At 68.1% G+C, this 25,301-nt stretch carries 26 protein-coding genes; 13 read left to right on the top strand and 13 right to left on the bottom strand.

Annotated features, from left to right (window positions below; translation table 11 throughout):
• Positions 1-45: 45 nt before the first annotated feature.
• From C265_RS27580 to C265_RS27570, 3 genes are all read right to left on the bottom strand, one after another.
• Positions 46-810, bottom strand: a complete 765-nt coding sequence (locus tag C265_RS27580) for an SDR family oxidoreductase (protein ID WP_010809414.1) — start codon at positions 808-810, stop codon at positions 46-48.
• A 205-nt stretch (positions 811-1,015) separates the two neighbouring features.
• A complete protein-coding gene (locus C265_RS27575) occupies positions 1,016-1,882 on the bottom strand; it encodes an arylamine N-acetyltransferase (RefSeq protein ID WP_010809413.1) in 867 nt (288 codons plus the stop codon).
• A 27-nt stretch (positions 1,883-1,909) separates the two neighbouring features.
• Complete coding sequence (locus C265_RS27570) at positions 1,910-2,662, bottom strand: Crp/Fnr family transcriptional regulator (protein WP_010809412.1); 753 nt, start codon at positions 2,660-2,662, stop codon at positions 1,910-1,912.
• A 214-nt stretch (positions 2,663-2,876) separates the two neighbouring features.
• Here C265_RS27570 and C265_RS27565 point away from each other — a divergent pair, with 214 nt between their 5' ends.
• Positions 2,877-3,374, top strand: coding sequence for a DUF962 domain-containing protein (locus tag C265_RS27565; RefSeq protein WP_010809411.1), 498 nt, complete (start codon positions 2,877-2,879; stop codon positions 3,372-3,374).
• Here C265_RS27565 and C265_RS27560 read toward each other — a convergent pair whose 3' ends face one another.
• The 3 genes from C265_RS27560 to C265_RS27550 are packed head-to-tail and all read right to left on the bottom strand — an operon-like array spanning position 3,375 to position 5,757.
• On the bottom strand, positions 3,375-4,715 hold the full coding sequence (locus tag C265_RS27560) for a sensor histidine kinase (protein WP_010809410.1): 1,341 nt from the start codon (positions 4,713-4,715) through the stop codon (positions 3,375-3,377). It lies immediately after the preceding gene.
• Complete coding sequence (locus C265_RS27555) at positions 4,716-5,390, bottom strand: response regulator transcription factor (protein ID WP_010809409.1); 675 nt, start codon at positions 5,388-5,390, stop codon at positions 4,716-4,718.
• Positions 5,391-5,406: 16 nt separating this feature from the next.
• On the bottom strand, positions 5,407-5,757 hold the full coding sequence (locus tag C265_RS27550) for a PepSY domain-containing protein (protein ID WP_010809408.1): 351 nt from the start codon (positions 5,755-5,757) through the stop codon (positions 5,407-5,409).
• Between the two features lie 349 nt (positions 5,758-6,106).
• On the opposite strand from C265_RS27550, the gene C265_RS27545 reads away from it, so the two are divergent.
• A complete protein-coding gene (locus C265_RS27545) occupies positions 6,107-6,565 on the top strand; it encodes an HU family DNA-binding protein (protein ID WP_010809407.1) in 459 nt (152 codons plus the stop codon).
• Between the two features lie 131 nt (positions 6,566-6,696).
• Positions 6,697-7,683, top strand: coding sequence for an alpha/beta hydrolase fold domain-containing protein (locus C265_RS27540; protein WP_037025542.1), 987 nt, complete (start codon positions 6,697-6,699; stop codon positions 7,681-7,683).
• A 225-nt stretch (positions 7,684-7,908) separates the two neighbouring features.
• Here C265_RS27540 and C265_RS27535 read toward each other — a convergent pair whose 3' ends face one another.
• From C265_RS27535 to C265_RS27525, 3 genes are all read right to left on the bottom strand, one after another.
• A complete protein-coding gene (locus tag C265_RS27535; RefSeq protein ID WP_010809405.1) occupies positions 7,909-8,277 on the bottom strand; it encodes a 5-carboxymethyl-2-hydroxymuconate Delta-isomerase in 369 nt (122 codons plus the stop codon).
• A gap of 123 nt (positions 8,278-8,400) precedes the next feature.
• Entirely contained in the window at positions 8,401-8,997 is a 597-nt protein-coding gene (locus tag C265_RS27530) for an HAD domain-containing protein (RefSeq protein ID WP_037025447.1), read from the bottom strand.
• 191 nt (positions 8,998-9,188) lie between these two features.
• Entirely contained in the window at positions 9,189-10,817 is a 1,629-nt protein-coding gene (locus tag C265_RS27525; protein WP_010809403.1) for a methyl-accepting chemotaxis protein, read from the bottom strand.
• Between the two features lie 230 nt (positions 10,818-11,047).
• On the opposite strand from C265_RS27525, the gene C265_RS27520 reads away from it, so the two are divergent.
• Positions 11,048-12,895 (top strand): phosphodiesterase, encoded by a 1,848-nt coding sequence (locus C265_RS27520; RefSeq protein WP_010809402.1) that lies wholly within the window; start codon positions 11,048-11,050, stop codon positions 12,893-12,895.
• On the opposite strand, the gene C265_RS27515 is transcribed toward C265_RS27520, so the two are convergent.
• The gene (locus C265_RS27515; RefSeq protein WP_010809401.1) at positions 12,892-13,647 is read right to left on the bottom strand and encodes a response regulator transcription factor; all 756 of its coding nucleotides are present in this window, start codon (positions 13,645-13,647) and stop codon (positions 12,892-12,894) included. The genes C265_RS27520 and C265_RS27515 overlap by 4 nt on opposite strands.
• A gap of 2 nt (positions 13,648-13,649) precedes the next feature.
• On the opposite strand from C265_RS27515, the gene C265_RS32385 reads away from it, so the two are divergent.
• From C265_RS32385 to C265_RS27500, 5 genes are all read left to right on the top strand, one after another.
• Positions 13,650-13,859 carry a hypothetical protein gene (locus C265_RS32385; RefSeq protein WP_136227860.1) on the top strand — a complete coding sequence of 70 codons (210 nt, stop codon included), beginning with the start codon at positions 13,650-13,652 and terminating at the stop codon, positions 13,857-13,859.
• 226 nt (positions 13,860-14,085) lie between these two features.
• Positions 14,086-15,522: a cardiolipin synthase gene (gene cls, locus C265_RS27510; RefSeq protein WP_010809400.1), complete on the top strand. Its 1,437-nt coding sequence runs from the start codon at positions 14,086-14,088 to the stop codon at positions 15,520-15,522.
• A 129-nt stretch (positions 15,523-15,651) separates the two neighbouring features.
• Positions 15,652-16,296, top strand: a complete 645-nt coding sequence (locus tag C265_RS27505; RefSeq protein ID WP_010809399.1) for a TetR/AcrR family transcriptional regulator — start codon at positions 15,652-15,654, stop codon at positions 16,294-16,296.
• A 315-nt stretch (positions 16,297-16,611) separates the two neighbouring features.
• Positions 16,612-16,923, top strand: a complete 312-nt coding sequence (locus C265_RS31890) for a hypothetical protein (protein WP_010809398.1) — start codon at positions 16,612-16,614, stop codon at positions 16,921-16,923.
• A gap of 77 nt (positions 16,924-17,000) precedes the next feature.
• A complete protein-coding gene (locus C265_RS27500) occupies positions 17,001-17,183 on the top strand; it encodes a hypothetical protein (RefSeq protein WP_010809397.1) in 183 nt (60 codons plus the stop codon).
• 52 nt (positions 17,184-17,235) lie between these two features.
• Here C265_RS27500 and C265_RS27495 read toward each other — a convergent pair whose 3' ends face one another.
• Complete coding sequence (locus C265_RS27495; RefSeq protein ID WP_035823937.1) at positions 17,236-17,661, bottom strand: hypothetical protein; 426 nt, start codon at positions 17,659-17,661, stop codon at positions 17,236-17,238.
• Positions 17,662-17,907: 246 nt separating this feature from the next.
• Positions 17,908-19,035, bottom strand: coding sequence for a site-specific integrase (locus C265_RS27490; RefSeq protein WP_010809395.1), 1,128 nt, complete (start codon positions 19,033-19,035; stop codon positions 17,908-17,910).
• Between the two features lie 113 nt (positions 19,036-19,148).
• On the opposite strand from C265_RS27490, the gene C265_RS27485 reads away from it, so the two are divergent.
• The 3 genes from C265_RS27485 to C265_RS27475 are packed head-to-tail and all read left to right on the top strand — an operon-like array spanning position 19,149 to position 21,159.
• The gene (locus C265_RS27485) at positions 19,149-20,114 is read left to right on the top strand and encodes a DNA-binding protein (protein WP_010809394.1); all 966 of its coding nucleotides are present in this window, start codon (positions 19,149-19,151) and stop codon (positions 20,112-20,114) included.
• A 59-nt stretch (positions 20,115-20,173) separates the two neighbouring features.
• Positions 20,174-20,689: an antitoxin Xre-like helix-turn-helix domain-containing protein gene (locus C265_RS27480; protein WP_010809393.1), complete on the top strand. Its 516-nt coding sequence runs from the start codon at positions 20,174-20,176 to the stop codon at positions 20,687-20,689.
• Positions 20,686-21,159, top strand: a complete 474-nt coding sequence (locus tag C265_RS27475) for an RES family NAD+ phosphorylase (protein ID WP_010809392.1) — start codon at positions 20,686-20,688, stop codon at positions 21,157-21,159. Before C265_RS27480 ends, C265_RS27475 begins: the two co-directional genes overlap by 4 nt.
• A 3-nt stretch (positions 21,160-21,162) precedes the next feature.
• On the opposite strand, the gene C265_RS27470 is transcribed toward C265_RS27475, so the two are convergent.
• Positions 21,163-22,740: a fatty acid--CoA ligase gene (locus C265_RS27470; protein WP_010809391.1), complete on the bottom strand. Its 1,578-nt coding sequence runs from the start codon at positions 22,738-22,740 to the stop codon at positions 21,163-21,165.
• A 232-nt stretch (positions 22,741-22,972) separates the two neighbouring features.
• Here C265_RS27470 and C265_RS27465 point away from each other — a divergent pair, with 232 nt between their 5' ends.
• A complete protein-coding gene (locus C265_RS27465) occupies positions 22,973-25,243 on the top strand; it encodes an ATP-dependent DNA helicase (protein ID WP_010809390.1) in 2,271 nt (756 codons plus the stop codon).
• The last annotated feature ends 58 nt before the right edge of the window (positions 25,244-25,301 follow it).

The raw sequence follows: 25,301 nt of genomic DNA, 5'->3' as shown, positions 1-25,301 counted from the left end.
GGCGCCGGCCTCAAGGCCGGCGCCCGCAACGCTGGGGTCAGACGCTCAGATGGTCACGCCGCCGTCCACGACCAGCGCCTGGCCGGTCATGAAGGTGCTGGCCGCCGACGCCAGGTAGACCGCCGCCCCGGCAATCTCGATGGGTTCGCCGATGCGGCGCAGCGGCGCGCCCTGGGTGGACTGCTTGTAGCGCTCGGGATCTTCCCACAGCGCGCGCGCAAAGTCGGTCTTGATTAGCCCCGGCGCGATGCAGTTCACGCGCACGTTGTGCGGCCCGAACTCTACGGCGAGGTTGCGCGCCAGCTGGAAGTCGGCGGCCTTGGAGATGTTGTACACGCCGATGGTGGGCGAGCCGCGCAGGCCGCCGATCGACGACACGATGATGATCGAGCCGTCCTTGCGGTCGATCATCTGCGGGGCCACCATCTGGATCAGCCAGTGGTTGGAGATGACGTTGTTGTCCAGCACCTTGCGGAACTGGTCGTCCGACACGCCGCTCATGGGCCCGTAGTACGGGTTGGACGCGGCATTGCAGACCAGCACGTCGATCTTGCCGAAGGCGCGGTTGGTCTCGTCGACCAGGCGCTGCAGGTCGTCCTTTGAAGAAATATTGGCAGGGACCGCGATCGCGGTGCCGGCGCCGTGGCGGGCGTTGATGGCATCCACCACTTCCTGGCAGGCCTCGATCTTGCGCGAAGAAATGACCACCTTGGCGCCCTGGACGGCCATCTGCTCGGCGATGGCGCGGCCAATCCCGCGCGAGGAGCCGGTGACGATGGCAACCTTGCCCGTCAGATCAAACAATGACATGGAGTCTCCTGTATGGCTGCGCCGGCGTCAGGGGCCGGCTTTGTCCTGGCGACGCGCCCGCAGGCAGCATCGCCGGGACATTATGGTGGCGCCGCTGGCCCCAGTCCACAGGCCCGGGTGCCGTGCGCCGGCCATATCAGGATTCTTTCTGCGGGCAATGCGCGCCGTGCATGGCAGGCATGCTGCATAGCAGAATAATGGCGCCTCAGGTGCCGGAGGATGCCGTTGCGGGCGCCAGCAGCGCTGGCAGGGCGTCGGCCAGGCCACGCCGCAGCTCATCGTCCAGCAGCACGCCAAAGCGATCCGACAAGGCCTGCAACACGGCCTCGGGCGAGGCCAGCCGGGTTCGGCGCACGGTGCCGTCCGCTGCGCGCTCGGCCAGCTCGCCGTCGGCCAGCGTCACGCGGGTGCCGCCGTCGGTGCGCGCGGCCATCAGCCGCTGCAGGAATACGCTGTCAGGGTGCGTCGATACATACCAGTTGCGCGGCACGAAATCGATCCACGGCAGCGGTGTCAGGTCGAAGCGGTAAACCTTGATCCAGCCGGCATCGCCGCGCGCCTCCAGGTCGTAGCTGTGGAACGCGGTGGCGGAGGTCTGCGGCGGCGAAGGCGCCAGACGGTAGGGGAAGCTGTCATCGGCCGGCTCGGACAGCGGCATCGCCCTGTATGGCGTGGGGCCGCCGAAGCCGACATCGGCGAGGTAGCTGCGATGCGCCACCTCCACCCGCAGCAGCATGTGCGAGGTCGCGGTCGGCACGTCGTCGGGAACGCCCCAGCGCACGCGCGCGGCCAGCGGCGTCACAACGTAGCCGAGCGCGCTCAGCCCGGCCGCAAGCAGGGTATTGAGTTCAAAGCAGTAGCCGCCACGACGGCGCGCGACGAGCTTGTCGAAGACCGCATCCAGCTCGATCCGTACTGGCCGTCGCAGCAGCGGATCGACGTTTTCGAACGGAATGCTGGCCAGGTGCGCGGCCAGTACGATATCCAGCGCTTCCAGCGTGGGCGAGGGCGGGGCGGCGATGCCGAGGCGCGCGAGCCAGGCATCCTGTTGGGGTGCGTCCAGGGTCATCATGGTGTGCGGGGCTCCGGTGCGATGCGTTCAGTTGAGCGCTTCCAGCGCCGGCAGGTCAAGCAGTTCGATGCCGCCATACTCCAGCCGCAGCAGCCCGCGCGCTTCCAGTTCGCGCAGCGCGTGGTTCACGGTCTGGCGCGACAGGCCCAGCATCTGCGCCAGCTGCTCCTGCGGGATGCGCACGCGCTGCGTGGCCTGGACCTGCGGCAGGTTGCCGTAGCCATGTGCGATCGCGGCCAGGCGCCGGGCAATGCGGGCCGCCGGCGGCAGCAACTGCGCTTCCTCGACATAGTTGAAGGCCTGGCGCGTCTTGGCTGCCAGCAATTGCCCGAAGGCCTGCCACCATGCCGGCTGCTGCGCCAGGCGCTGCTCCAGGCTGGAGCGCGTCACATGCCACAGTGTCGTGGCGCTGACCGCGCGCGCGTCGTGGGTGCGCGGCAGGCCGTCGAACAGGCAGATCTCGCCGAACCAGGTGCCGGGTTCCAGCAGCCCGAGCAACGCCGCCTTGCCCGATTCGCCGCTGGCGTGAATCTGCATGGTGCCGCTGGCGACACAATACAGGCCGTCGAAACGGTCGCCGCGGGCAAAGAGCGTCTCGCCGGCCACCAGCCGGCGCAGGCTGCCGTCATCGAGCAGTGCCTGGCGCAGTGCGGGCGGCAACTGGCTGAACCAGGCGCCGGCACGTACGGCAGCAAGCGCATCGTCGCGCGGCGGCACCGTGCCGGGCAGTTTGCCGGCGAGTTGCGGTTGAGGGCGTTGCGGCGGGCTCGCCAGTCCCATGCCGGTCTCCTTTCATATGGGGTTGTGCCGGGTGTCAGCAGGGACACACAAGGGCACGCTGCGACGGTCCGGACTGTCAAAAACCTGACAGACCAGACTGTGCGCGCCCACTACTATAAATCCACATCCCGCCCGCCGCGCAGCAGCAGGCGGCAGCGTCCGGCCGCCCTTGCGGCGCGGCACGCGCACGCCTGCGCATACAAGGAGATACCCCGTGAAAACCCTGATCGAACACCTGGCCAACTACGCCGCCTACCATCGCGACCCGCGCAACGTCTTTACGCACTTCATTGGCATTCCGATGATCGTGCTGGCAGTGACGACGCTGCTGGCGCGCCCGGCGCTGCCGCTGGGCGACGGCTCTGCCTACCTGACGCCGGCGATGCTGCTGTACATCCTGTCGTGCCTGTTCTACCTGCGCCTGTCGCTGGTGTTCGGGGTGGCGATGGCGGTCATCCTGGCGTTCTTCCTCTATGCCGGCGCCCACATCGCGGCGATGCCCACCGCCTGGTGGCTTGCCATCGGCCTTGGCCTGTTCGTGGTGGGATGGGTGATCCAGTTCATCGGCCACTATTACGAGGGGCGCAAGCCGGCCTTCGTCGACGACCTGGTCGGCCTGCTGATCGGTCCGCTGTTCCTGGTGGCGGAAACCGCTTTTGCGCTGGGGCTGGCACGCGGCACGCGCGAGGCCATGGCCGCCCGCGCGCACTGATCAGGGCAGCCCCGCCGGCAGCCGCAGCCGCGCCGCCAGCCCGCCCAGCGGGCTCGATGCCAGCGCCAGGCTGCCGTCGTACATCGCGGCGATTTCCGTCACGATCGCCAGGCCCAGCCCGCTGCCGGCAGCGGCCTCGTCGAGCCGGCCAAAGCGGGCGGTGGCGAGTGCCTGCGCCTCCGGCGGCATGCCCGGGCCGTCGTCCTCGACCAGTATTTCGAGCTCGCCATCCGCTTCCTGCAGCGTGACGCGCACGCGCGTGCGCGCCCACTGGCAGGCATTGTCGAGCAGGTTGCCCAGTATTTCGACCAGGTCTTGCCGGTCGCCGGCAAAGTGCCCGGCGCCTTCAACCGTCAGCGCCAGCGCGCGCTCAGCGTGCAGCCGCGCCAGTGCTCGGGTCAGCTCCCGCACCGGCGCGCCGGCATCGATACGCTGGCCGCGCGCCGCCGCGGCGCCCGCGGCGCGGGCGCGCGCCAGATGGCGGTCGACCTGCCGGCGCATCGCTTCGACCTGCGCCGCCACCGCTTGCGCCGGCGCCCCCGGCAGCGCCGCGGCCTCGTTGGCGAGCACTGCCAGCGGCGTCTTGACCGCGTGCGCCAGGTCCGCCGCCTGCCGGCGCGAGCGTTCCAGCGCCTGGGCGTTGCGTGCCAGCAGGGCATTGATCTCGGCCACCAGGGGTTCGACTTCGGTGGGCCAGTTGCCGCCCAGGCGTGCCTCGCGCCGCGCCTGCATCGTGCCCAGCGCGCGCCGCAGCCGCGCCAGCGGCGCCAGCCCAAACTTCACCTGCGCCGCAACCGCCAGCATCAGCCCCAGTCCCAGCGCCGTCAGCGACCACGCCAGCGTCCGGTTGAAGCTGCGGCGCGCGGCACGCAGCTCGGTCCGGTCCAGTGCCACCGAGATCTCTACCGGGGTATCCGCGGACGGCAGCACCAGTTGCCGCGACACCACCAGCAACGACTGGTTGCCGGGGCCCGGGCGCACGTCGGCCTGGGCGCCGGCAAGGCGGCGCTCCACCGTCACCGGCATTTCCGTATCCCACAGCGAGCGCGAGCGCAGCAGCGCGCCCGGCGCGCGCGCCTGCCAGTAGGTGCCGGAGTAGGGCAGCTCGTAGCGGGGATCGGCGGGGGTACGGGTGAGGACCAGCTTGCCGTCGGCGCTCCAGTCCAGCGCCGCGGCCAGGCCCGCCAACTGGTGGTCGAGCTGGCGCACATAGGTGTTGTTGACGTGGCGCTCGAACAGCGTCGCCAGCAGCCAGCCGCTGGCGCCCAGCGCCGCTGCCAGCCAGACCGCCGCCACTGCCAGCAGGCGCAGCGCAAGGGATCGGCGCAGGCGGGCCGGCATCTAGGGCTGCGGTGGCGACGGCGGCCGCATGCGGTAGCCCTGGCCGCGCACGGTCTCGATGACATCCACGCCAAGCTTGCGGCGCAGCCGCCCGACGAAGACCTCGATGGTGTTGCTGTCGCGGTCGAAGTCCTGGGCATAGATATGCTCGGTCAGCGCGGTCTTGCTGACGATGGCGCCGGGATGGTGCATCAGGTAGTCCAGCACGCGGAATTCATGCGAGGTCAGTGCCACCGGCGTGCCGTCGACGGTGACCTTGCCTGCGCGCGGATTCATCCGCACCGGGCCGCATTGCAGCTCCGGCGCCGGCATGCCGTGCGCGCGCCGGATCAGCGCGCGGATGCGCGCGAGCAGCTCTTCCATGCGGAATGGCTTGGCCAGGTAGTCGTCGGCGCCGGCATCGATGCCTTCGACCTTCTCGGTCCAGCTGTCGCGCGCGGTCAGGATCAGCACCGGCACGCTGACCTGCGCGGCGCGCCAGCGGCGCAGCACCGAAAGGCCGTCCAGCCGCGGCAGGCCCAGGTCCAGGATGACGGCGTCGTAGGGCTCCTGCTCGCCCAGGTGGCAGGCATCCAGGCCGTCCGCGGCCACGTCGACGGCATAGCCGGCGTCAGCCAGGCTGGCATGGACCTGGGCGGCGAGGGCGGCTTCGTCTTCGACCAGCAAGATGCGCATCGGGGTTTCCTGTCGGTCAGGGTTTGCGGCGGGCGTTTTCCAGCCCACGCCCCTTCGCCTTGAGCAGGGCGGCCGTGCGTGCATCGTACTCGAGCTTGGCCACCGAACCGCCTGGCAACAGCAGCTTGACCTCGTATTGCCAGATGCCGTCGTCGCGGTCCAGCTCAACGCCGATGACGTCGCCCTCGTACTGGCGCGATACCGTTTCCAGGATGCGCGACAGCGGCAGGATTTCGCCGGACTGCACGGCCGCGCGGGCGCGGTCGGCGTCCTTGTCGGCGTGCGCGGCCGGCATCGCCGCCAGCGCCAGCAGCGCCGCAGCGACCAGCACGCCGGGGCGCAGGAGGGCCGGGAAGTTGAACTTCATGGCCCGGAGTTTGCCTCAGATTGCCTGAATGCAGGCTGAACGGAACCCTCGTGACCAGGCAGCAAACGGTAGCGCCGCAGCACGCGCATCGCTGCGCGCACAGGCACCGAAGAGCCTGCCGCGAACGCCAAAACGGGGGTACGTAGGCCGTATTCGCGTTTCCACTGAGGCAAAGCCGCGACAAAACCCGGGGTTTTCACGGGGTTTTACGTTTCGAATGCACGAAAACCCCTTGACTTACGGTACTTTCCGCTATGATTCAGTGGGCGTCGAGCAGACGATTGCGCAACGCTGAGAAGCAATGCGAAACACCTGCCGACACCCATCTGTTCAACTTACGAATATCGATATGGCGACCAAAGCGAAACCGACCGCGAAGACTGCAACCAAGCCCGCTGCCAAGAAGGCCGCGGCAACCAAGGCACCCGTGAAGGCTGCCGCCAAGAAGGCCACGCCGGCCAAGAAGGCTGCTCCCGCCGCTGCGCCCGTTGCGCGCCCGCTGAAGGACACCTTCAACAAGTCGAGCCTGGTCGCTCACCTGGTAGCCCAGACCCAACTGGAAGCCAAGGCCGTGAAGACGGTGCTGGCCCACCTGGAAACCACCATCATCGGCGCGCTGAACAAGAAGGGCGCTGGCGAGTTCACGCTGCCCGGCCTGCTGAAGGTCACGGCGCAGCAAGTGCCGGCCAAGAAGAAGCGTTTCGGCAAGGACCCGTTCACCGGTGAAGAGCGTTGGTTCCCGGCCAAGCCGGCCAGCGTCAAGGTCAAGGTCCGTCCGCTGAAGAAGCTGAAGGACGCCGCAGCCTGATCTGCGCCACGTTGTTCTGACAAAAAAGGAGCCGCTTGCCGGCTCCTTTTTTTATGCGCGAGCGCAATACGTGCCGCGCGTTCCTGCATTTCCAGCCGCCGGCGATACAGACCGGCGCGGGAGGAGACACGATGCCAAGTCTGCAAAGCCAGCTGTGGCGGCTTGCCTTGCGCCTGGTCCGCCGCAAGCGGCGGTTTGCCAGCGCCCAGGCGCTCCATGATGAAATCCGGCGGCGCCGTATCGTCGGACGCGCCTATCCGTCCCGGCGCCTGCGTGCGCGGCATGCGGTCAGCGAGGAGCGGATCGCCGGAATGGAGGTCTACACCGTGCGGCCCAGGGGCGGGCCTGCGCACGGTAAATCCCGCCATATCCTTTACCTGCACGGCGGCGGCTATGTCTTCGACATCGTCAGCCAGCACTGGGATTTCATCGGCAAGCTGGTGGACGCGCTTGGCTGCGCGGTGACGGTGCCGGTCTATCCGCTGGCGCCTGAACATACCCACCGCGACGTGTTCGCGGCCATGGTGCCGCTGTGGCAGGTGCTGCAGCAGCGCCATCCGGGCGCAGACCTGACCGTCATGGGCGATTCCGCAGGCGGCGGCATGGCACTGGCGCTGGCACAGGTGCTGCGCGACAGCGGCCAGCCGCTGCCGCGGCGGCTGGTGTTGCTGTCGCCGTTCCTGGATGCCACCGGCGACAATCCCGGCATCGATGCCCTGGAGCCGTTCGACCCGATGCTGTCACGCCCCGGGGGCATTGAATGCGGGCGCGTCTATGCCGGCGCGGATCCGGTCACCCTGCCGCAGGTCAGTCCCATGCGCGGCGTGTTGCGCGGGTTGCCGCCCACCACGTTGTTTATCGGCACCCATGACATCCTGCTGCCCGACTGCAGGAAGTTCCGCCAGATGGCCGACGAGCAGGGCCTGCCGCTTCGGTATCACGAGGGCGAGGGAATGTTCCATGTCTGGATGCTGCTGCCGATGCCGGAAGCGGACGCGGCGTTTGCCGAGATTGTGCGGTCAGTGCTTGCCGACGACGCGCACGGCACGGAGGGTAGGGACGGGCTGGCGCCTGTGCGCACTGCCGTTGCCCCGCAGGAGGTGACCGACCCGGGTTGATGCCGGCCGCCCGGTGATTCATGCCAGGCTGGCCGCAACCGGATCCGACTGGAGCAAGTTTAACCTGCGTCAAATGGACAGGACGGGCGCCCCCCTAGAATCGGTCAGGTCATGGGTGCGGGGGCGCTCCCCATGACAGAGCTTCCGGAGTCTTCCTGAAGCTTCCGCCCGCGGCCGCAATGGCTGCGGGTTTTTTATTTGGCGGCCACCATCCGGTCCGCAAACTCAGGCCACCACCTGCTTGGCATAGGTTGCCCGCGCCATCTCGCAGACCTCTACTGACACCTGCACGTCCTGGCCGGTGCCGGAGCCGGCGCGCACGGCTTCGGCGATCACGTCGCAGACGGCCTGCGCCAGCGCCTGGCGCACGGCGGTGTCGCGGCCGTCCAGGATCGACAGGCGCGCGTGGACAAAGGCCCGCTCGACCGCGTCCACGCCCTGGCGGTAAGTCGACAGCGTGACGCAGCGCGACTTGATGTCCGCCTCCTGGAACTGTCCGGAGGCCAGCAGGGCGGCATTGGCTTCATCCAGCAACTCTTCCTGCGAGCAGTTCAGGCGGGTGTTTTCGGTGAGTTCGATGACGAGGTGAGGCATGGCGGCGTCCTGACTGTGTTCCGGTGAAACCGAGCATGATACGGGATCGGGGGCGCGTGGCGGGGGCACCAATGCAAACGGGGCGCTTTATGGCGCCCCGTCGGGATGTGCTGCTGGTGCGGATCAGGCGGGGACGGGCGTGCGCTCGCGTGCCGGTGCCAGTGCGCCGCCAAAGCGGGCCGGATTTTCCCGGGCGCGCTGCTGCAGCTGGGCCAGCTTGGCCTTCAGGCCGGCATCCAGTTTCGGTGCAGGCATCACCGTGGACGGGCAGGCCACGCCCAGGATGCCGAGCGCCTGCTGGAAGTTCTCCAGGGTCAGCCCGGCAGCCGGGTCAACGGTGACGAGATGCTCGCGCAAGGCCTCGGGCATCGACTCCGGGGCGGCGCAGGAAATGATCACGTAGTGAACCGGCTTGGCGCCCTGGGCGAAATAAGCTTCGATCTCCGCACCATGGCCGCCTGCGGCCGGCGGGGTCATGGCTTCGACCTGCAGGTCCAGCTGCTGCAGGATTGCCGCGGGCGTGCCGCGGCGCCAGGCGTCGGACACCACCACGCGGGCGCCGGCCACGCCGAACAACCTGCGTACGAACCCCAGCGCGACAGGATCAAAGAACCGGACGTCGCGCAGCGTGCCCGAATCCGGAATGCCGCCGAGGCGGGTGCGGGAGCGGTCGGAATACAGGACGCCGGGTACGTCCAGCATGATGAGTCGTTCAGCCATGGTTTCCTGTGCGGGTGACAGTTCAGTTGGTGTGAACCAAGATTACTCGCCACGGGCAGGCTGACACGTAACCGGCGCGGGTTCAGTTGAAACAGATCTGTAACTTTATCGGGGTAGACGTAAATGCCGGTTACGTCGCCATGACAAATGTTTCGCCCAGACACATCTGCCCGTTACAAAGATGACACGCACTAGAAGCGGAAGCGGGCCACATCGTCGGCCAGTGCCGCTGCGTGCTGGTCCAGCCGGGCTGCCTGGCTGGCCAGCTCATCGACCAGCGCCGCGTTCTGCTGGGCGGTCTGGCGCAGCTGCGATACGGATTGCCCGGCGGCCTGCACGCTGCCGGCCTGCTCGTCGGCAAGCGTGCGCAAGGCCTCGGACAGCGCATGGCTGTGCCCGACGGTAGCCGCGATGCGGTCCATTGCCGCCACCACGCTGGCGCTCAGGCGCGCGCCTTGCTCGATCTCGTGTGTAGCGGTGCTGACGATGCCGCCGATCTCGCGCGCCGCATCGGCGCTGCGCTGGGCCAGCGCGCGCACTTCTTGCGCGACCACCGCGAAGCCGCGGCCGGCGGGGCCGGCGCGGGCCGCTTCCACCGCGGCATTCAGCGCCAGTATATTGGTCTGGAAGGCGATCCCCTGGATCACGCCGACGATCTCGGCGATATGGCGCGAGTGGCCGTGCAGCGTATCCATCGCGCCGCGCATCTGCTGCACCACGGCAGCGCCGGCATCGGTGGCGGCGCGTGCCTGGCTGGCCATCTGGCTCGATTCGGTGGCCTGGGCGTGCGCGTCGGCCACGCGTGCTGCCAGTGCCTGCATGCTGCCGGTGGTGGCATCGAGCGCGCTGGCCTGCCGCTGGGTGCGCGCCGACAAGGCGTGGTTGTCTTCGGCGATCTGCTGGCCGGCCGCGGTGATCTCCTGGGCGCTGGCCTGAATACGGGCCAGTACGCCGGCAAGCTGGTCGCGCATGCCGGCCACGTGGTGCAGCATGCTGCTATGGTCCGACGGGCGCAGGGTGATAGTGGCGGTCAGGTCGCCGGCGGCTATGCGGCGAGCGATCTCGGCGGCGTCGCGCGGCTCGCCGCCAAGTTCGGCACGCAGGCTGCGCGCAGCGATCCACGCCAGCGCGGCGGCCGCCAGCAGGCTGGCGCCGAGCAGGGCGGCCATCCATGCCTGCGCGCGCAGCTGGCTGGCCGCCACGCTGGCCACCGTGGCGGCGGCCTTTTGTTCCTGCTGCTGGCGCACGGCTTCCACTTGCCGGCTGAGGGATTGCAGCTGTTCAGTAACGAAGTGGCCGTCGACCGAGACCGCGCTGTCGAATTGCAGCGAGTCCAGCGGCTGCTTGCGCAGCAGCGCCACGTAGGCCTGCACCAGCTCGCCGGTGCGCTGGCGTTCGCGCAGCAGCGGCGCGGCCTGTGCTGCGGCGGCCTGGCGTACGCCGGCCAGCGCAGCATCGAGCTGCGACAGGCCGAGCGCGACGTCGGCGGCGGCATCGTCGCGCTCGGTGCTGCTGGTGGCCATGGTCAACGCCAGCTGGGCACGGCCGAGGGTGGCCAGTGCCGACTGCGCGCGCTCGGCCGAGATGGCACCGTGCATGTCGTGCTGGTACAGGGTGTCGGTGCGCGCCTTGATCGAGACCAGGTTGGCGATCCCGGTCAACCCGACCGCGGCACCGAACAGGTACACCAGGGCAAAGGCAGCGCACAGGCGTGCCACCAGCGGCAGGCGGCCCAGTCGTGCGGAAAGCCGCGCGAACAGCCGCGCGGGGGCAGCTGCCCGGCTGCGGCCGGGCAGGTGTGTCTTGATGACTTGCACCACGGAGAAGACTCCAAACGGGCGTGCTGGCTCCTGAAGGATGCACGGCCCGGGCTTGACCCGAATTGCCGCGCGCGCTGTCCTCTGTCCGGGACGGTCGCAGGCGGCGCACGGATGGTCGATCATCAACGTGACGCCGGCGTGACATGGAATGAGGATTTTTGTCATCACGCTGTCATATCCATGTCATGCAATGTCGCTCGCCCTCTTGCCCCATCCCCGGATTTCCCGCCATGACAGGCCTGCCTGCCGCCACGCCTTTGCTCGACCGCGCACCTGTCGCATCTGGTACCCCCATCGCCGCAGCACTTGCGCATGCGCGGCTGCCGCCGCTGCATGCGGTATTCCAGCCGATCGTGCAGGCGGACAATGCCGAGATACTCGGCTACGAGGCGCTGATCCGGGGGCCGGCGGGCTCGCCCTGGGCGAGCCCGGACGCGTTGTTCCGGCTGGCGCAGGGCGTTGCCGCGACCATGGCGCTGGAGATCCACGCGGCGCGCACCGCGCTGGCCGCCTGGCGCAGCCTGGACCTGCCCGGCAAGCTGTTCCTCAATTTCAGCCCCATGACGTTGCGGCACCTGCTGGCCGAGCGCGGGCGGCTGATGGCGGCGCTGCTGGAGGCCGGTATTGCGCCGTCGCGCCTGGTGATCGAAATCACCGAACAGACCCCGATCGGCGATGCTGCCAGCTTTGCCCAGGCGATGGCGGTGCTGCGCGAGCTTGGCATGCAGTACGCGCTGGATGATTTCGGCACCGGGCATGCCAACCTCGACCTGCTTGCGCACCTGTCGCCGCAGTTCGTCAAGATCGACAAATCGCTGGTGCGGGGCATTGCGTCCTGTTCGCGGCGGCTGGAGATCCTGCGCGCGCTGCTGCGCGTGATGAGCGCCTTTGGCGGGCGCGTGATCGCCGAAGGCGTCGAGGACGAAGACGAGCTCGCCGTGATCCGCGACCTGGGCGTGGCCGGCGCCCAGGGCTACTACGTGGGCCGGCCCTTGTTGCGGCCGGCCGCGCAGGCGCCGCAGCACGTGCACCAGGCGTTGGCTTCGCGGCATATCGCCGTGTTTCCGCAAATGGTGCGCTCAGGCTGGTCGGGCATCACCGCCGGGCGCCTGCTGCGGCCTGCGCCGACGGTGTCGCCTGCCACCAGCAACGATGCGGTGCTGCGCGTCTTCCAGGACCAGCCCGACCTGCAGGCCGTGGCCGTCGTCAATGACGAAGGCCGGCCGCTGGCGATCATCAGCCGCCAGGCTTTCATCGACCGCTACGCGGCGCCATTCCATCGCGAGCTGTATGGCAAGAAGGCCTGCATCGCCATGGCCAACCGCGAGCCGGCCTGCTTTGACCATCGCGCCAGCCTGGAGGAGATGGCGCAGATCCTGTCCGGCGAGAACACGCGCTCGCTTGCCGATGGTTTCGTGATTACCGAACAGGGCCGCTATATCGGCCTGGGCACCGGCGCTGATCTGATCCGGGCCATCACCGAAGTGCGCATGGAGGCGGCGCGCTACGCCAATCCGCTGACCTTCCTGCCCGGCAATATCCCGCTGAACCAGCATATCGAGCGCCTGATCGAAGCCGCCAGCGAGTTCCGCGCCTGCTATGTCGACCTGAACCACTTCAAGCCCTTCAACGACAAATATGGCTACTGGAAGGGCGATGAAATGCTCAAGGGCGCGGCCGCCATCCTGGCCGAGGCCTGTGATCCCGCACGCGATTTTCTCGGCCATGTGGGCGGCGACGACTTCCTGGTGCTGTACCAGAGCAGCGACTGGGCCGCGCGCCTGCAAGCTGCGATCCGGCGCTTCAATGACGCGGCGCGCGCCATGTATTCGCCCGCCGATCGCAACGCCGGCGGCATGCATGGCGAAGACCGCCACGGGCGGCCGGTCTTCTTTGCGCCAGTGTCGATGGCGGTTGGCGTGGTGTGCGTGAGCGGCGAGGGCGTGGCGGGCCTGCAGCGGCTGGGCAGCCAGCATATCGGCGCCGCCGCGGCGGCGGCCAAGCGCGAGGCCAAGCGCTCGGCAACCGGCATGGCCGTGCTGGATTTCCTGTCGCTGGCCGCGACGCTGTCGGTCTAGCGGTCCGGCTGCCTGCGTCTGGTGAGCCGGCGGTCCGACGCGGGCAGCCTGGGCGCTGCGCCCCCTTCCAGTACGTCGAGCCGGTAGCCGTGCGCGTAGACGACAGTGATGACGATGCCGTTGGCGATGCCGATGCGCAGGGTCTTGCGCAGGCGCGACATCAGTCCCGCCAGTGCCCGCGACAGCGGCGCCAGTTCATGCCGCCACACCGCCTGCTGGATGCGGTCGCTGGACAGGACCCTGCCGACATTGGAAAACAACAGCATGGCCAGGTCGAATTCCTTCGGCGTCATTTCGATGCGCTCGTCGTGCAGCGTGGCAAAGCGGCCCACGCTGTTGAGCTGGTAGGGGCCGACGCGCACTACCAGGCCCTGGCGCAGGCGCTCGCCGGTCACCCGGCGGCGCAGCGCCGTGATGCGTGCCATGAGCACGCGCACATTGAGCGGGCGGCACACGTAGTCATCAGCGCCGGCGTCGAGTGCATCGATGAGGCCGTCTTCACTGCTGTCGGCCGCAAGCATGATGATGGGCACATCGCGTGAGCGCGCACAGCGCACGGCACGGATAACGTCGATGGCCGGCAGGTCTGGCAGTTCATCATCGATCAGCAGCATGTCGAACGGTACCTGGCTGACACCGTGGATCAGGTCGCGGCCCGTTTCAAACACGTTGCAACGATAACCGGAACGTGCCAGCAGTTCCGGCACCGGCCGGAGTTGGGGCGACTTGCCCATGAGCAGCGCAATATTCATCGATGGCGAAATACGAGAGCCGTGGCAGGGACGGCCGGACCGCGGCAGGGCTGGAGCCGGACAGCGATGGAACGAAGGCAGGCACCAGGCGCGCACGCACGCAGCACTACCGTTCGCAAGCAGCAAGCGTACAAAAAGTGTGGTCCACAGGACAATCGGACATTTCTGAAATTTCTGCTGTTTTTTTGATGGCGCTCGCGTTGTTGGCGTGAGGGGGCGTATGTCGGCGGCGCCGATGGCGATATGGAAAGTTGTCCACAGCTCCTGTGGACAAGCCAGGGCGCAGCGGCCGGACTGCGGCCTGGCGCCGTGATGCTGTCGGCGTGCAAAAAAAGAAGGCAGCCGCGTGGGCGTTATGGGCGCCGTGCTGTCAACATTCGGGCAGGGTGTGCCAAAATAGCGCGCATCGCGTTCCGGTCCGGGGACTCAAGCCCACCGATGCTGCAGAGCCCGAGTGTCATCGCCATCATCGTCCTGTGCTTTCACGTCGTCGGCGTGGTGGCTGCCCTGCATGCCGTCATGACGGTGCGCACCGCGCCCGGCGCGATCGCGTGGGCGGGGTCGCTGCTGATGATGCCGTACTTCACGCTGGTGCCCTACCTGATCTTCGGGCGCAGCACCTTCGCCGGCTACGTCGACGCCCGGCGCTTCAATGACGACCACCTGCGCGAGCTGCGCCACGGCATGACCCCGCGCGAGCGCGAGGCGCGCAGCGCCTGCGTGGTCCATGCGCCGGCGCAGGCCTGCATGCGTGCGCTACCCCGGCTGACCGGCATGCCGTGCCTGGCCAACAATGACGTGCGCTTGCTGGTCAACGGCGAGCAGACCTTCGAGGCGATCTTTGCCGCGATCGCGCGGGCCAGCCAGGTGCTGATCGTGCAGTTCTTCATCGTGCATGACGATGCGCTGGGCCAGCGCCTGCAGGCGCTGCTGTGCGAGCGCGCGCGGGCCGGCGTCAAGGTGTACTTCCTGTTCGATCGCATCGGCTGCCACGCGCTGCCGCGCCGCTACGTGCGCACGCTGGCCGAGGCCGGCGTCGATGCGCGGGCATTCTCCACGCACCGCGGCTTTGTCAACCGGTTCCAGCTCAATTTTCGCAACCATCGCAAGCTGGTGATCGTCGATGGCAGCGAGGCCTTTGTCGGTGGCCACAACGTCGGCGTCGAATACCTGGGCGAACGCCCGCCACTGGCGCCGTGGCGCGACACCCATATTGCACTGCGCGGCAGCGCCGTGCTGGACCTGCAGATGGCCTTTGCCGAAGACTGGTTCTGGGCCGCGCGCGAGGTGCCGCACCTGCTGATGCCGCCGCCAGAAGCGGGCGGGCGCATGACCTGCCAGGTGGTGCCGTCAGGCCCTGCCGACGCGCAGGAGACCTGTTCGCTGTTCTTTGTCGAGGCCATCCAGGCGGCGCGCCACCGGCTGTGGATCACGTCGCCGTATTTCGTGCCCGACGAGGCGGTGTTTGCGGTGCTGCGGCTGGCCGTGCTGCGCGGCGTGGATGTGCGCATCCTGATTCCGGCGCGGCCCGATCATCTGGTGGTCTATGCCGCCTCCACTATCTATGCGTACCAGGCCGTGTCCGCGGGCATCAAGCTGTATCGCTACCAGCCCGGCTTCCTGCACCAGAAGGTCATCCTGATCGACGACGAAGCCGCGGCGGTCGGCACCGCCAACCTGGACAACCGCTCGTTCCGGCTCAACTTCGAGCTGATGGTGATGACTGCCGACAAGGGCTTTGCCGCGAGCGTGGCCACCATGCTCGAAGCCGACTTCGCCCAGGCCCGGCGCGTCGGGCTGAACGAGTTCCTCGATGCGCCGGCGCCGCTGCGCGTGGCGATGCACGTCGCCAAGCTGTTTGCGCCCATCCTCTGAAGCCCGCATTCCGGTCCGCTGGTTCCTGCAATTCTCAATGCAAAAGACTTGTTGCGGCCTGATTGTGTACACTGTTCACTATAAGCGTATGCACATCATGAACCGTTATCCATATTCAAGGGGAGCCGCATGACCCGGGCTGTCCCCGCGCCTCCGGCGCGCGCCACCTACCGCCACGGCGACCTGCGCCGCGCGCTGCTGGACGCAGGCATCGACCTGGCACGCGAGGGTGGCCCCGACGCCATCGTGCTGCGCGAGGCCACACGCCGTGCCGGCGTGGTGCCCAATGCCGCGTACCGGCACTTCGCCAGCCGGCAGGACCTGCTGCAGGCAGTGCGGGCCTCGGCCTTGTCGTCGCTTGCCATTGCTATGGAGGGTGAAATCGGCGGGCTGCGCCCGGGCCGTGGAGCCGCCGCGCATGCGCGTGCCTGCCTGCGTGCGGTCGGCACCGGCTACCTGCGCTTTGCGCTGGCCGAGACCGGACTGTTCCGCACCGCGTTTTCGGTGCCGGATGAAGTGGAAGATGATGCCGATCCGGCCAAGGCAGGCAACAGCGGTCTCAATCCGTTCCAGCTGCTGGGCGCGGCGCTGGACAAGCTGGTGGAAGCCGGCGTGCTGCCGCCCGAGCGCCGGCCGGGTGCGGAGTACCTGGCGTGGTCGGCCGTGCATGGCCTGGCCGTCCTGCTGATCGACGGCCCGCTGCGCAGCCGCGCCAAGGAGCAGGCAGAGATCCTCGGGCAGCGCCTGCTCGACATGGTCGAGAAGGGCCTCTAGCGCCTGCAGCAGGATCACGGCGAAAAAAATGCCACGATGGCCAGAAACCATCGTGGCAGTGTAAGGAACCAGGAAGGGGGTCAACCTGGCTCTGTCGGGGCACCCGCGGGCCGGGTGCAAGAGGACTGTATTCCGTTGCTTCTCAGCTGAATATCGGACATTTCTTAAATATCGCCCTGAATTGTCTCGATCTACGCAGGTCGATTGCCGCGCGCTATCAGGGCGCGTCCGCATTTCGAGGAATTGCGCGGCCTGCAGAACAGTCTAACTTGCTGTCAGGCAGCCGAACGCCGGCGCCACGGTGAGGAGCGGATCATGCGATATGGATTGGGAGCGGCCCTCTGCGTGGCAGTGCTGACTGGCTGCGTCGCCTATCCCTATGCTGGCGACTCTTACTACCCTGCTTATCCGGCTTATCCGGTTTCCTCTGCCTACTATGACGGTTACCCGGCGCCGGCGTACTACCCGTACTACCGTCCTTGGCCGGGCTACGGTGGTTTCTACGGCAGCTTTACCTATATCCACGGCGGCAGCTACGGCAGGCATGGCGGGCATCACTGGCATGGCGGTGGTGGCCGTGGGCACGGTGGCTGGCATGGGGGCGGGCGCGGCGGCAGGGGGCGATGAGCCTGCGTCGCCGTGATGGCAATGCGGCCTGCACGGGATTACCATCGGCTCATGGATGCCAACGGAGCCCCATCGCCATGACCAAGCCCGCAACGCAGAAGCACCAGACGCCAGCCTCCCGTGAACAACAGCGCAAGGATGAACTGATCGAGCGCGAACTGGACGAGGGGCTGAAAGAGACATTCCCGGCGAGCGACCCGGTGGCAGTCGATACCCATGCGCCGCGCAAACCCACGCCGGAACCGAAACCGGCGAAGTAGGCGGACAGGCTATGCCGCGGCGCGCGCAACGCGCCCCGCGCGATCCGGCGTGCTATGGCAACTGGCGCAGCTGCCCGATCACCGACATCAGCCGTCCGTGCGCCACGATGACGCCGGACTCGTCCTGCAGGGCTTCCTGGTAACGCTTGCGAAAGGCCGGGTCAGAACCGTCGCTGAACAGTCTTTCCGCTGCGCGTCCGACTGCACGGCAGGTTTCGTCGTGGTGTTCCTTGGCCTCCAGCTCTTCGTCGATCTCGATGATCAGGCGCGACAGCGGGTCAAGCCAGCGGAAGTAGTTGTCTTCAGTCACCAGTTGCACAAACAGGCCTGCAGGAATCGGGCCGTTCAGGCGCTCATACTGGGTTCTGTCATAGCCGATGACTTCCTTGTGAACCTGCAGCAAGGCAGCCCGCAGGGCTTTCAGCCCCGAGCGCCGGGTTTCCTGGGTGGCGAGGAATTGTTCGTTGGGCATCCCCATCTCCGCGTTTCTACTTGTTCCGGTCCAGGCAGGCGGTGCGCAATTGCATCCCATGGGTCGCCGCTGCACTTCGTGCCAGTGGCGATTGCCTGCTGGATTCTCCGGGCGCGGCCGGCCATGCCTGGCACTGTGCGGCGCGCTGCCAGTATAGGCACGCCCCGCAGCCCGAGCCAGCGCTGCCAGCTAGCGAAATACCCGTATTTGCGCCGGCTGCGCGGCATGATTGGCGCCAGTTGCAAGCCGCCCTCAGTCGCCTTCGGCGGATTGCGACGCTTGCGCCAGCAGGTCGGCAGCACGCGAGCGCCGCGCGTCCGCGGCGCGGAAGTAACGTACAACCGTCGACACGCTTGCGTGGCCGGTCATGGCCATGGTCTCGGCCAGCGGCACCTGTTGCGCAGCAGCCTCGGTAACGAAGCCCGAGCGCAGTGAATGCGCTGAGTAGTCGCCCTCCAGTCCCGCCAATGCGCAGCGCGTCTTGACGATGCGGCTGACCGCCGCATCGGACAAACCTTCTCCCACATGCCCGCCGCGGCGGATGCGGCGAAACAGCGGCCCGCTGTTGATGCCGGCGGCAGCAAGCCATGCCTCCAGCGCCTGGCCGGCGGCACCGGTGACGGGCTTGGCGGTATCGGCGCGCTCGTTGCCTGACTGGTTGGTCTTGGACCAGCCCAGTGCATAGACGAAATCACCGGGGCCAAGCCGGGTGAGGTGGCCGAGGGTCGCGCGCGCGACTTCAGAGCGGCGGCGCCCGCCACTGGCCCATGCAAACAGCAGCAGCGCGCGGTCGCGCAGGCCGCGCAGCGAGTCATCACAGGTATCGAGCAGGCGCAGCAGCGGATCGCGGGTCAGCGCCGCCTTGCGCGCCTGGCGCTGTCCGCGGCGCGCATAGGCGCGCCGGATGCCGGCCATCAGTTCGCGCACCGCAGCTTCGGCGCAAGGGTTGGGCAAGGCCTGCAGGCGATGGGCCTTGGCCAGTACCGCCAGCCGGTGCGTCAGCGTGGACAGCGCGGGCGGGCCGGGTCGTGCCTTGTATCCGTCAGCGACCAGCGCCTGGTCGATGGCCGCGGGCATCTCGCAGACAGGACCTTGCGACGTCTGTCGCGTGGCGTGGTCGACGATGAACTGGATGACGACGGCAGGCGCGAGCGGGAGCTGCACAGGTTGCCGGTAGCGCAGGGCATACCAGGCAGACCAGTAGCGCAGTGCGGACCGGTAGCTTGCCACCGTGTTTTGGGATTCGCCTTCGCGGCGCAAGGCATTGGCCGCTTGCTCGGCAAGGGGATCCAGTTCGGACGGGCGAAGCGGCGCCGGTAGTTCGACATCGGATGCAATCGGTGGAAAGTAGGCTTCGTGGGCTTCTCGGATTTTTATCATATTAAATATGATGTATGCTGTAATATATCATATGAAAAGGACAGATAAAAGCCGATAAGTCTCCATTATCGAACCTTATTTGTCCTCTCACAGACTTTTTGCCGGATCCCATCATGGAAACCCTTCGCAGCCGTGGCATTACCCGGGACGACGTCTGGCAGGCCGCCGACAGCCTGCTCAAGGCCGGCCAGCGGCCCACCATCGAACGCATCCGCCTGCACCTGGGGCGGGGCTCTCCCAATACGGTCAGCCCGCACCTGGATGCCTGGTTCGCGGCACTGGGTGGACGTATCCAGGATCCACAGGCCTTTGCGCCCGCACCCGGATGCCCGGAACCAGTCACGGAGGCAGCGCGCTACCTGTGGGAAGCGGCGCTGCAGGTAGCCAAGGCCTCGGCCGAGGCCGCGCTGGTGCAGCGTGAGGCGGCGCTGGCCGAGGCCCGGGCGGCTCTGGAGCAGGAGCGCGAAGTCCTGGCGCAGGAACGCCAGGTCATGCAGGCCCGACTGGAAGGGGCCGAGACGGCCATGGCGGAACTGACACGGGCCCGCGACGTCGCCACGGAGCGCGCCGCGCGCGCTGAAGCCGCAGCCGTCGCCCTGCAGCAACAGGGAGAGACAATGCGCGCAGAGTCGGCCGCGGCGCTGTTGGCACACAACGCGATGCAGCAGGATTTCGCCGCGCAGCGGGCGGCGTGGGACCAGGAGCGGGAAACCGTGAACCAGCGCGCCGCCGCCAATGAACGGCGCATGGCGCTGGAGCTGGACGCGGCGCGTGTGACGGCCAAGGAGACCCAGAAGCTGCTGGAAGCCGAGCGCAAGGCGGCCGTTGAGCGGCTGACGCGTGCCGCCGAGGCCGCGTCGCGGCAGGGCAGCGAGATGACCCGTCTTGGCCAGACGCTCGCCGTTCTGGAAGAACGGGTGCGGCAGCGGGAGAGCCTGCTGGCCGAGTATCGCGACCAGGCCGGTGCCGCAACCACGGCCGCCGCCGGCCCCGCCAGTCCGGCAGTCCGCCGCACACGGCCGGCCCGCGCTGCGCTGGCCGCCGGCAAGGGGAGTCGGCGGCGCACGCGGGCCTTATAGTGAAGCAGGTGGCTTTTCCCAATTGAGCTATACTAAATGCTCATTTGATGAGGTCTGCCATGCCGCTCACGCTCACTCCCAAAGGCCGCTATCCGCTGGCTCATGAACGCCCGGCTCCGCCCGAGCTGAGCGTCAACAACTACGTCGCCGTCTATGAGGCGAGCCTGTCGACGCAAGGCGCCATGTCGGTAATCCGCGCGATTCGTGAAGGCGTGCCGGCTTCAGACCTGACCCGCCTGGCCGAATCCATGGGCACCACCAAGGAGCAGCTGATCAAGACACTGGACTTGCCGCGCGCCACCGTGGACCGCAAGGCACGGGCGCACCAGAACCTGTCGAGCGAGCAGAGCGAGCGTGTGCTGGGCATGGCGCGGCTGGTCGGGCAGGTCCAGGCGCTGGTGGAAAGCTCGGGCGATCCGCGCGGTTTCAGCGCGGCGCAGTGGGTGGCGCAGTGGCTGGAGCAGCCTTCGCCGGCGCTGGGCGGGCGCCGCCCCGCTGAGCTGATGGATACGCTCGCCGGCCAGCGTATCGTTTCCGACCTGGTGGCCAGGATGCAGAGCGGGGCGTACGCGTGAGGCCAGCCTGGCGGATCGCGACCGACACCCCAGACTACACCGCCGACGACGCCAGCGGCGCCGGCGCCAAGGCCACCGGCGGGCGCTGGAACCGGCAGGGCACGCCCTTGATTTATGCGGCGTCCAGCATCGCGCTGGCTTGCCTGGAAACGCTGGTCCACCTGGGTTCAGGCGGGCTGCCGCTGAACCGCTACCTGGTCCGGATCGACATCCCCGACGAGCTATGGGCGGCTGCGCAGGAACTGAGCGTCGACACCGCCCCCGTAGGGTGGGATGCCATTCCCGCCGGAAAGACCAGCCTCGACACCGGCGAAGCCTGGACCGCCGGGGGCACCAGCGCCTTGCTGCTGGTGCCTTCCATCGTCATCCCTGAAGAGCACAACGTGCTGGTCAACCCGGCGCACCCCGACGCCGCGCGGCTGGCCTACGTCAAGGTCCGCCGCTGGCAGTACGACGCGCGCCTGGTCTGAGGCTCAGGCCGTGGCGCCCGCGCGCAGCATGTGCTTCTGGATCTTGCCGCTGGTGGTCTTGGGCAATGCGTCCACGAAGTGATAGCGGCGCGGGCGCTTGTAGGCTGCCAGCCGGTCACCCTGCAACAGGAAGGCGTCGAGCTGCGCCGCGCTGACCGGTGCGTTGCCGCGCGTCACCACATAGGCGCCGACGACCTGGCCCCAGGTCGGATCGGGTTCGCCCAGCACGGCTACCTCCAGCACGGCCGGGTGCTCGATCAGCGCGTCTTCCACCTCGCGCGGATAGACGTTCTCCGCGCCGGAATTGATCATGTAGTCGATGCGATCGCGGATCCACAGGTAGCCGTCCGCATCCAGGCTGCCGAGGTCGCCGGTGTGGTACCAGCCGTGCGCGAGCGCGCGCGCATTGGCATCCGGGCGGTTCAGGTAGCCCTGCATCATGCAGGGGCCACGCACCAGCACTTCGCCGACTTCACCGGGCACGCACGGCTGCATGGGGTCGGTCGGCTCGCCGTCGTCGCGCAGCCTGGCCACCACCAGCTCATGGCCGAGCGCGGGCAGGCCTGCCGAGCCGGCGTGGCTCAGCTGCTCATGCGGGTAAAGCACCGACATGCACGGGCCCATTTCCGTGGTGCCGTACACCTGCACCAGCCCGGCGCCGACCTTGCGGTCCCATTCGCGGATCAGGTGCGGCGCCATCGACGCGCCGCCGTATTCCACCAGCCGCAGTGAAGACACGTCGCGTGCGTCGGCATCCGGATGGTTCAGCAGCATGCCCACCATGGTCGGCGCGGCAAAGAAGTGCGTGACGCGCTCGCTTTCCACCAGTTGCCAGGCCTCGCCCGCGTCGAAGCGGCGCTGCAGCACCTGCGTGGCGCCAAGCTGCAGCCGCGGCAGGAAGCTGGTGTGCAGCTCGGCGGTATGGTTCAGCGGCGCCACCGACAGGCCCACGTCCTCGCGCGACAGCGTCATGGCCTGGTGCATCATCGCGTTGTGCTGCAGCTTGCTGCGATGGGTGTGCACCACGCCCTTGGGGCGGCCGGTGGTGCCGCTGGTGTACATCAGGATGCAGGGATCGTCCTCATGGACCGTCACCGCGGGCGGCGTGGCGGGCTGGGCCGCGGCCAGCGTATCGAGCCGATGCGTGGCGAAAGCGGGGGCGGCATCGGGGTCTGCGTAGATGCGCAGCGCGGTGCCGGGCGCCAGTTCGGCGGCCTTTTCCACCACGCCCGCGCCTTCCTGCTCGAACAGCACTGCCTTGGCGCCGCCATCGTTCAGGATGTAGGCCAGTTCCTGCGCAGCCAGGCGGTAGTTGACCGGGTTGTAGACCGCGCCGATGCGCGCCGTGGCCAGTAGCGTGAAGACGAAGGCCGGAGTGTTGTAGAGGAAGGCCGCGACCACGTCGCCCTTGCCGATCCCCAGCGACTGCAGTGCGTGCGCGTGGCGGTTGACCTCGGCATCGAGCTCCGCATACGTCCACGCGCGTCGCCCGGCACCGATGCCGCTGACCAGCGCGGTCTTGCGCGGCAGGTAGCGCGCGGGCCAGGAGAGGGTGTCGCCAAGGGTGATGCCGCGGGTCAAGGTTGTGCTCCGGTCGTGGTCCGCCGGCGCGTCGGCAGGCGGTTGTTGTCTAGTAAGCCGGACAATATAGAGCGGCGGGTGGGGCACATGGAAATAACGTTTTGCTCTTTCCTTATGCCGCAGTTGCAGTCATGCGATAAGGCTCTTGCGTGATACTGTATATTCATACAGTTGCTGCCGCGCCCCGTTTCCTGTGTCCGCCGTCCCGCCACTCATTCCAGCCCCGCCTGCCATGCCAGCCGCACCGGCCTACGTGGTGGCCGTGCGCGCGCTGTGCGAATTCACCGCCAAGGCGGGCGACCTGGACCTGCGCTTCGTGCCGACGCCATCGGCGCAGGAGGGCGTGGCCGGGCATGCGGTAGTAACCAGCCGGCGCGGGGAGGCCTACCAGGCCGAAGTGGCGCTTGCCGCCGATTTCGGGCCCTTGCGTGTGCGCGGCCGTGCCGACGGCTACGATCCCGTCGCCAACCGGCTCGAAGAAATCAAAACCGTGCGCGGCGATGCCGCGGTGCCGGACAACCACCGCCACCTGCACTGGGCGCAGGCCAAGGTCTACGGCTGCCTGTTATGCCGCAAGCTGGGGCTGCCGGGGCTGGAGATCGCGGTGGTCTATTTCGACATCATCAGCCAGCGCGAGCACCCGGTTGCGGAGCACTTCACTGCGCAGGCGCTTGAAGCCTTCTTCGTGCAGACCTGCGAGCAGTTCCTGCACTGGGCGCAGGCGGAACTGGCCCACCGGCAGGCACGCGATGGCGCGCTGGCGCAGCTGGCCTTTCCGCACCAGGGTTTCCGCCCGGGCCAGCGCGAACTGGCGCAGGCGGTCTATAACGCCAACCGCGCGGGCCGCCACCTGCTGGCGCAGGCGCCCACCGGCATCGGCAAGTCGGTCGGCACATTGTTCCCGGTGCTCAAGGCCATGCCGGGGCAGGGCATCGACAAGGTCTACTTCCTGTCGGCCCGCTCCACCGGGCGCGGGGTGGCGCTGCACGCCGCCAATGCGTTGCGCGGCCACGGCGCGCGGCCGCTGCATGTGCTGGAGCTGGTGGCCCGCGACAAGGCTTGCGAGCATCCGGAGCTGGCCTGCCACGGCGAGTCCTGCCCGCTGGCGCGCGGCTTCTATGACCGTCTGCCGGCAGCACGCGAAGCGGCGCGCGGCGTGCCGGTGCGCGACCGCGCCGCGGTGCGCACGCTGGCGCTGGCACACGGGATCTGCCCTTACTACCTGTCGCAGGAGCTGGTGCGATGGAGCGACGTGGTGGTGGCCGACTACAACTACTACTTCGACCGCAGCGCGTTGCTGTATGCGCTGACCGCGGCCAATGGCTGGCGCGCCAGCGTGCTGGTCGACGAGGCCCACAACCTGGTCGAACGCGGCCGCGCCATGTACACCGCCGAACTCGACCCCCAATCGCTGCGCGAGGTGCGCCGCGGCGCGCCGGCCGTCGTGCGCAAGCCATTGGCGCGGCTGGCCCGGCAGTGGAGCGCGCTGGCGCGCCAGGGCGACGATGCCTATGAAGTCCTGCCCGAAGTTCCCGCCGCCTTCCGCCGCGCGCTGGACGAATGCTGCGCGGCGGCACTGACGCATATGACCGAGCATCCAGGCGCGCAGGATCCGGCGCTGCAGCGCTTCTATTTCGATGCGCTGCATTTTGGACGCCTGGCCGAGCAGCTCGACGCGCATTCGCTGTTCGATATCCAGCGCGTGCCGCGCAGCGGCCGCGGCCACCGTGCGCGGCTGTGCCTGCGCAATGTCATCCCGGCCCCGTTCCTGCGCCCGCGCTTTGGCGCCGCGCATTCGGTCACGCTGTTCTCCGCGACCCTCGATCCCGCCGCCTACTACCTCGATACGCTGGGTTTGCCGGCCGATTGCGCGCGGGTGCAAGTGCCATCGCCGTTCCGCGCCGAGCAACTGTCGGTGCGGATTGCAGCGCGCATCTCCACCCGCTATGCGCGGCGCGAACAATCGCTGCCGGCCATCGTCGCGCTGATGGCCGGCCAGTTCCGCGCACGGCGCGGCAACTACCTGGCGTTCTTCAGCAGCCACGAGTACTTGCAGCAAGCCGTGGCCCGCTTCGCCCAGTCTCACCCCGACATTCCGCATTGGGTGCAGTCGCGGGGCATGGACGAAGCCGCGCAGGCGGCGTTCCTGGGTACGTTTGCGGAAGGCGGCGAGGGCATCGGCTTTGCGGTGCTCGGCGGCGCCTTTGCCGAAGGCGTTGACCTGCCCGGCGAGCGCCTGATCGGCGCCTTCGTTGCCACCCTGGGGCTGCCCCAGTTCAACTCGGTCAACGAGCAGTTCCGTGCGCGCATGCAGCAGGCGTTCGGGCAGGGCTATGCCTATGCCTACCTGTATCCCGGGCTGCGCAAGGTGGTGCAGGCGGCAGGCCGGGTCATCCGCACGCAGCAGGACCAGGGCGTGGTCTACCTGATCGACGACCGCTTTGCCGCGGCCGAGGTGCGCGAACTGCTGCCGGCATGGTGGGAAATCGCCACGGCGGCCTAGAAATTACACAGCCGGGCCAGTCTGGGGCATCCTCTTTGCGCGGTGCCTGCCCGAAGTC

It is taken from the genome of Cupriavidus sp. GA3-3 (assembly GCF_000389805.1).
GTDB lineage: Bacteria > Pseudomonadota > Gammaproteobacteria > Burkholderiales > Burkholderiaceae > Cupriavidus > Cupriavidus necator_D.
Note: the sequence above shows the minus strand (reverse complement) of the source record. Positions and strands in the feature narration are given on the sequence as shown.

What these genes read in the sequence shown, in the direction of transcription:
- C265_RS27580 (WP_010809414.1), bottom strand. Translation starts at nt 810, where the DNA reads ATGTCATTGTTTGATCTGACGGGCAAGGTTGCCATCGTCACCGGCTCC.
- C265_RS27575 (WP_010809413.1), bottom strand. Translation starts at nt 1,882, where the DNA reads ATGATGACCCTGGACGCACCCCAACAGGATGCCTGGCTCGCGCGCCTC.
- C265_RS27570 (WP_010809412.1), bottom strand. Translation starts at nt 2,662, where the DNA reads ATGGGACTGGCGAGCCCGCCGCAACGCCCTCAACCGCAACTCGCCGGC.
- C265_RS27560 (WP_010809410.1), bottom strand. Translation starts at nt 4,715, where the DNA reads ATGCCGGCCCGCCTGCGCCGATCCCTTGCGCTGCGCCTGCTGGCAGTG.
- C265_RS27555 (WP_010809409.1), bottom strand. Translation starts at nt 5,390, where the DNA reads ATGCGCATCTTGCTGGTCGAAGACGAAGCCGCCCTCGCCGCCCAGGTC.
- C265_RS27550 (WP_010809408.1), bottom strand. Translation starts at nt 5,757, where the DNA reads ATGAAGTTCAACTTCCCGGCCCTCCTGCGCCCCGGCGTGCTGGTCGCT.
- C265_RS27545 (WP_010809407.1), top strand. Translation starts at nt 6,107, where the DNA reads ATGGCGACCAAAGCGAAACCGACCGCGAAGACTGCAACCAAGCCCGCT.
- C265_RS27540 (WP_037025542.1), top strand. Translation starts at nt 6,697, where the DNA reads ATGCCAAGTCTGCAAAGCCAGCTGTGGCGGCTTGCCTTGCGCCTGGTC.
- C265_RS27535 (WP_010809405.1), bottom strand. Translation starts at nt 8,277, where the DNA reads ATGCCTCACCTCGTCATCGAACTCACCGAAAACACCCGCCTGAACTGC.
- C265_RS27530 (WP_037025447.1), bottom strand. Translation starts at nt 8,997, where the DNA reads ATGGCTGAACGACTCATCATGCTGGACGTACCCGGCGTCCTGTATTCC.
- C265_RS27520 (WP_010809402.1), top strand. Translation starts at nt 11,048, where the DNA reads ATGACAGGCCTGCCTGCCGCCACGCCTTTGCTCGACCGCGCACCTGTC.
- C265_RS27515 (WP_010809401.1), bottom strand. Translation starts at nt 13,647, where the DNA reads ATGAATATTGCGCTGCTCATGGGCAAGTCGCCCCAACTCCGGCCGGTG.
- C265_RS32385 (WP_136227860.1), top strand. Translation starts at nt 13,650, where the DNA reads ATGGCGAAATACGAGAGCCGTGGCAGGGACGGCCGGACCGCGGCAGGG.
- cls (WP_010809400.1), top strand. Translation starts at nt 14,086, where the DNA reads ATGCTGCAGAGCCCGAGTGTCATCGCCATCATCGTCCTGTGCTTTCAC.
- C265_RS27505 (WP_010809399.1), top strand. Translation starts at nt 15,652, where the DNA reads ATGACCCGGGCTGTCCCCGCGCCTCCGGCGCGCGCCACCTACCGCCAC.
- C265_RS31890 (WP_010809398.1), top strand. Translation starts at nt 16,612, where the DNA reads ATGCGATATGGATTGGGAGCGGCCCTCTGCGTGGCAGTGCTGACTGGC.
- C265_RS27500 (WP_010809397.1), top strand. Translation starts at nt 17,001, where the DNA reads ATGACCAAGCCCGCAACGCAGAAGCACCAGACGCCAGCCTCCCGTGAA.
- C265_RS27495 (WP_035823937.1), bottom strand. Translation starts at nt 17,661, where the DNA reads ATGGGGATGCCCAACGAACAATTCCTCGCCACCCAGGAAACCCGGCGC.
- C265_RS27490 (WP_010809395.1), bottom strand. Translation starts at nt 19,035, where the DNA reads ATGATAAAAATCCGAGAAGCCCACGAAGCCTACTTTCCACCGATTGCA.
- C265_RS27485 (WP_010809394.1), top strand. Translation starts at nt 19,149, where the DNA reads ATGGAAACCCTTCGCAGCCGTGGCATTACCCGGGACGACGTCTGGCAG.
- C265_RS27480 (WP_010809393.1), top strand. Translation starts at nt 20,174, where the DNA reads ATGCCGCTCACGCTCACTCCCAAAGGCCGCTATCCGCTGGCTCATGAA.
- C265_RS27465 (WP_010809390.1), top strand. Translation starts at nt 22,973, where the DNA reads ATGCCAGCCGCACCGGCCTACGTGGTGGCCGTGCGCGCGCTGTGCGAA.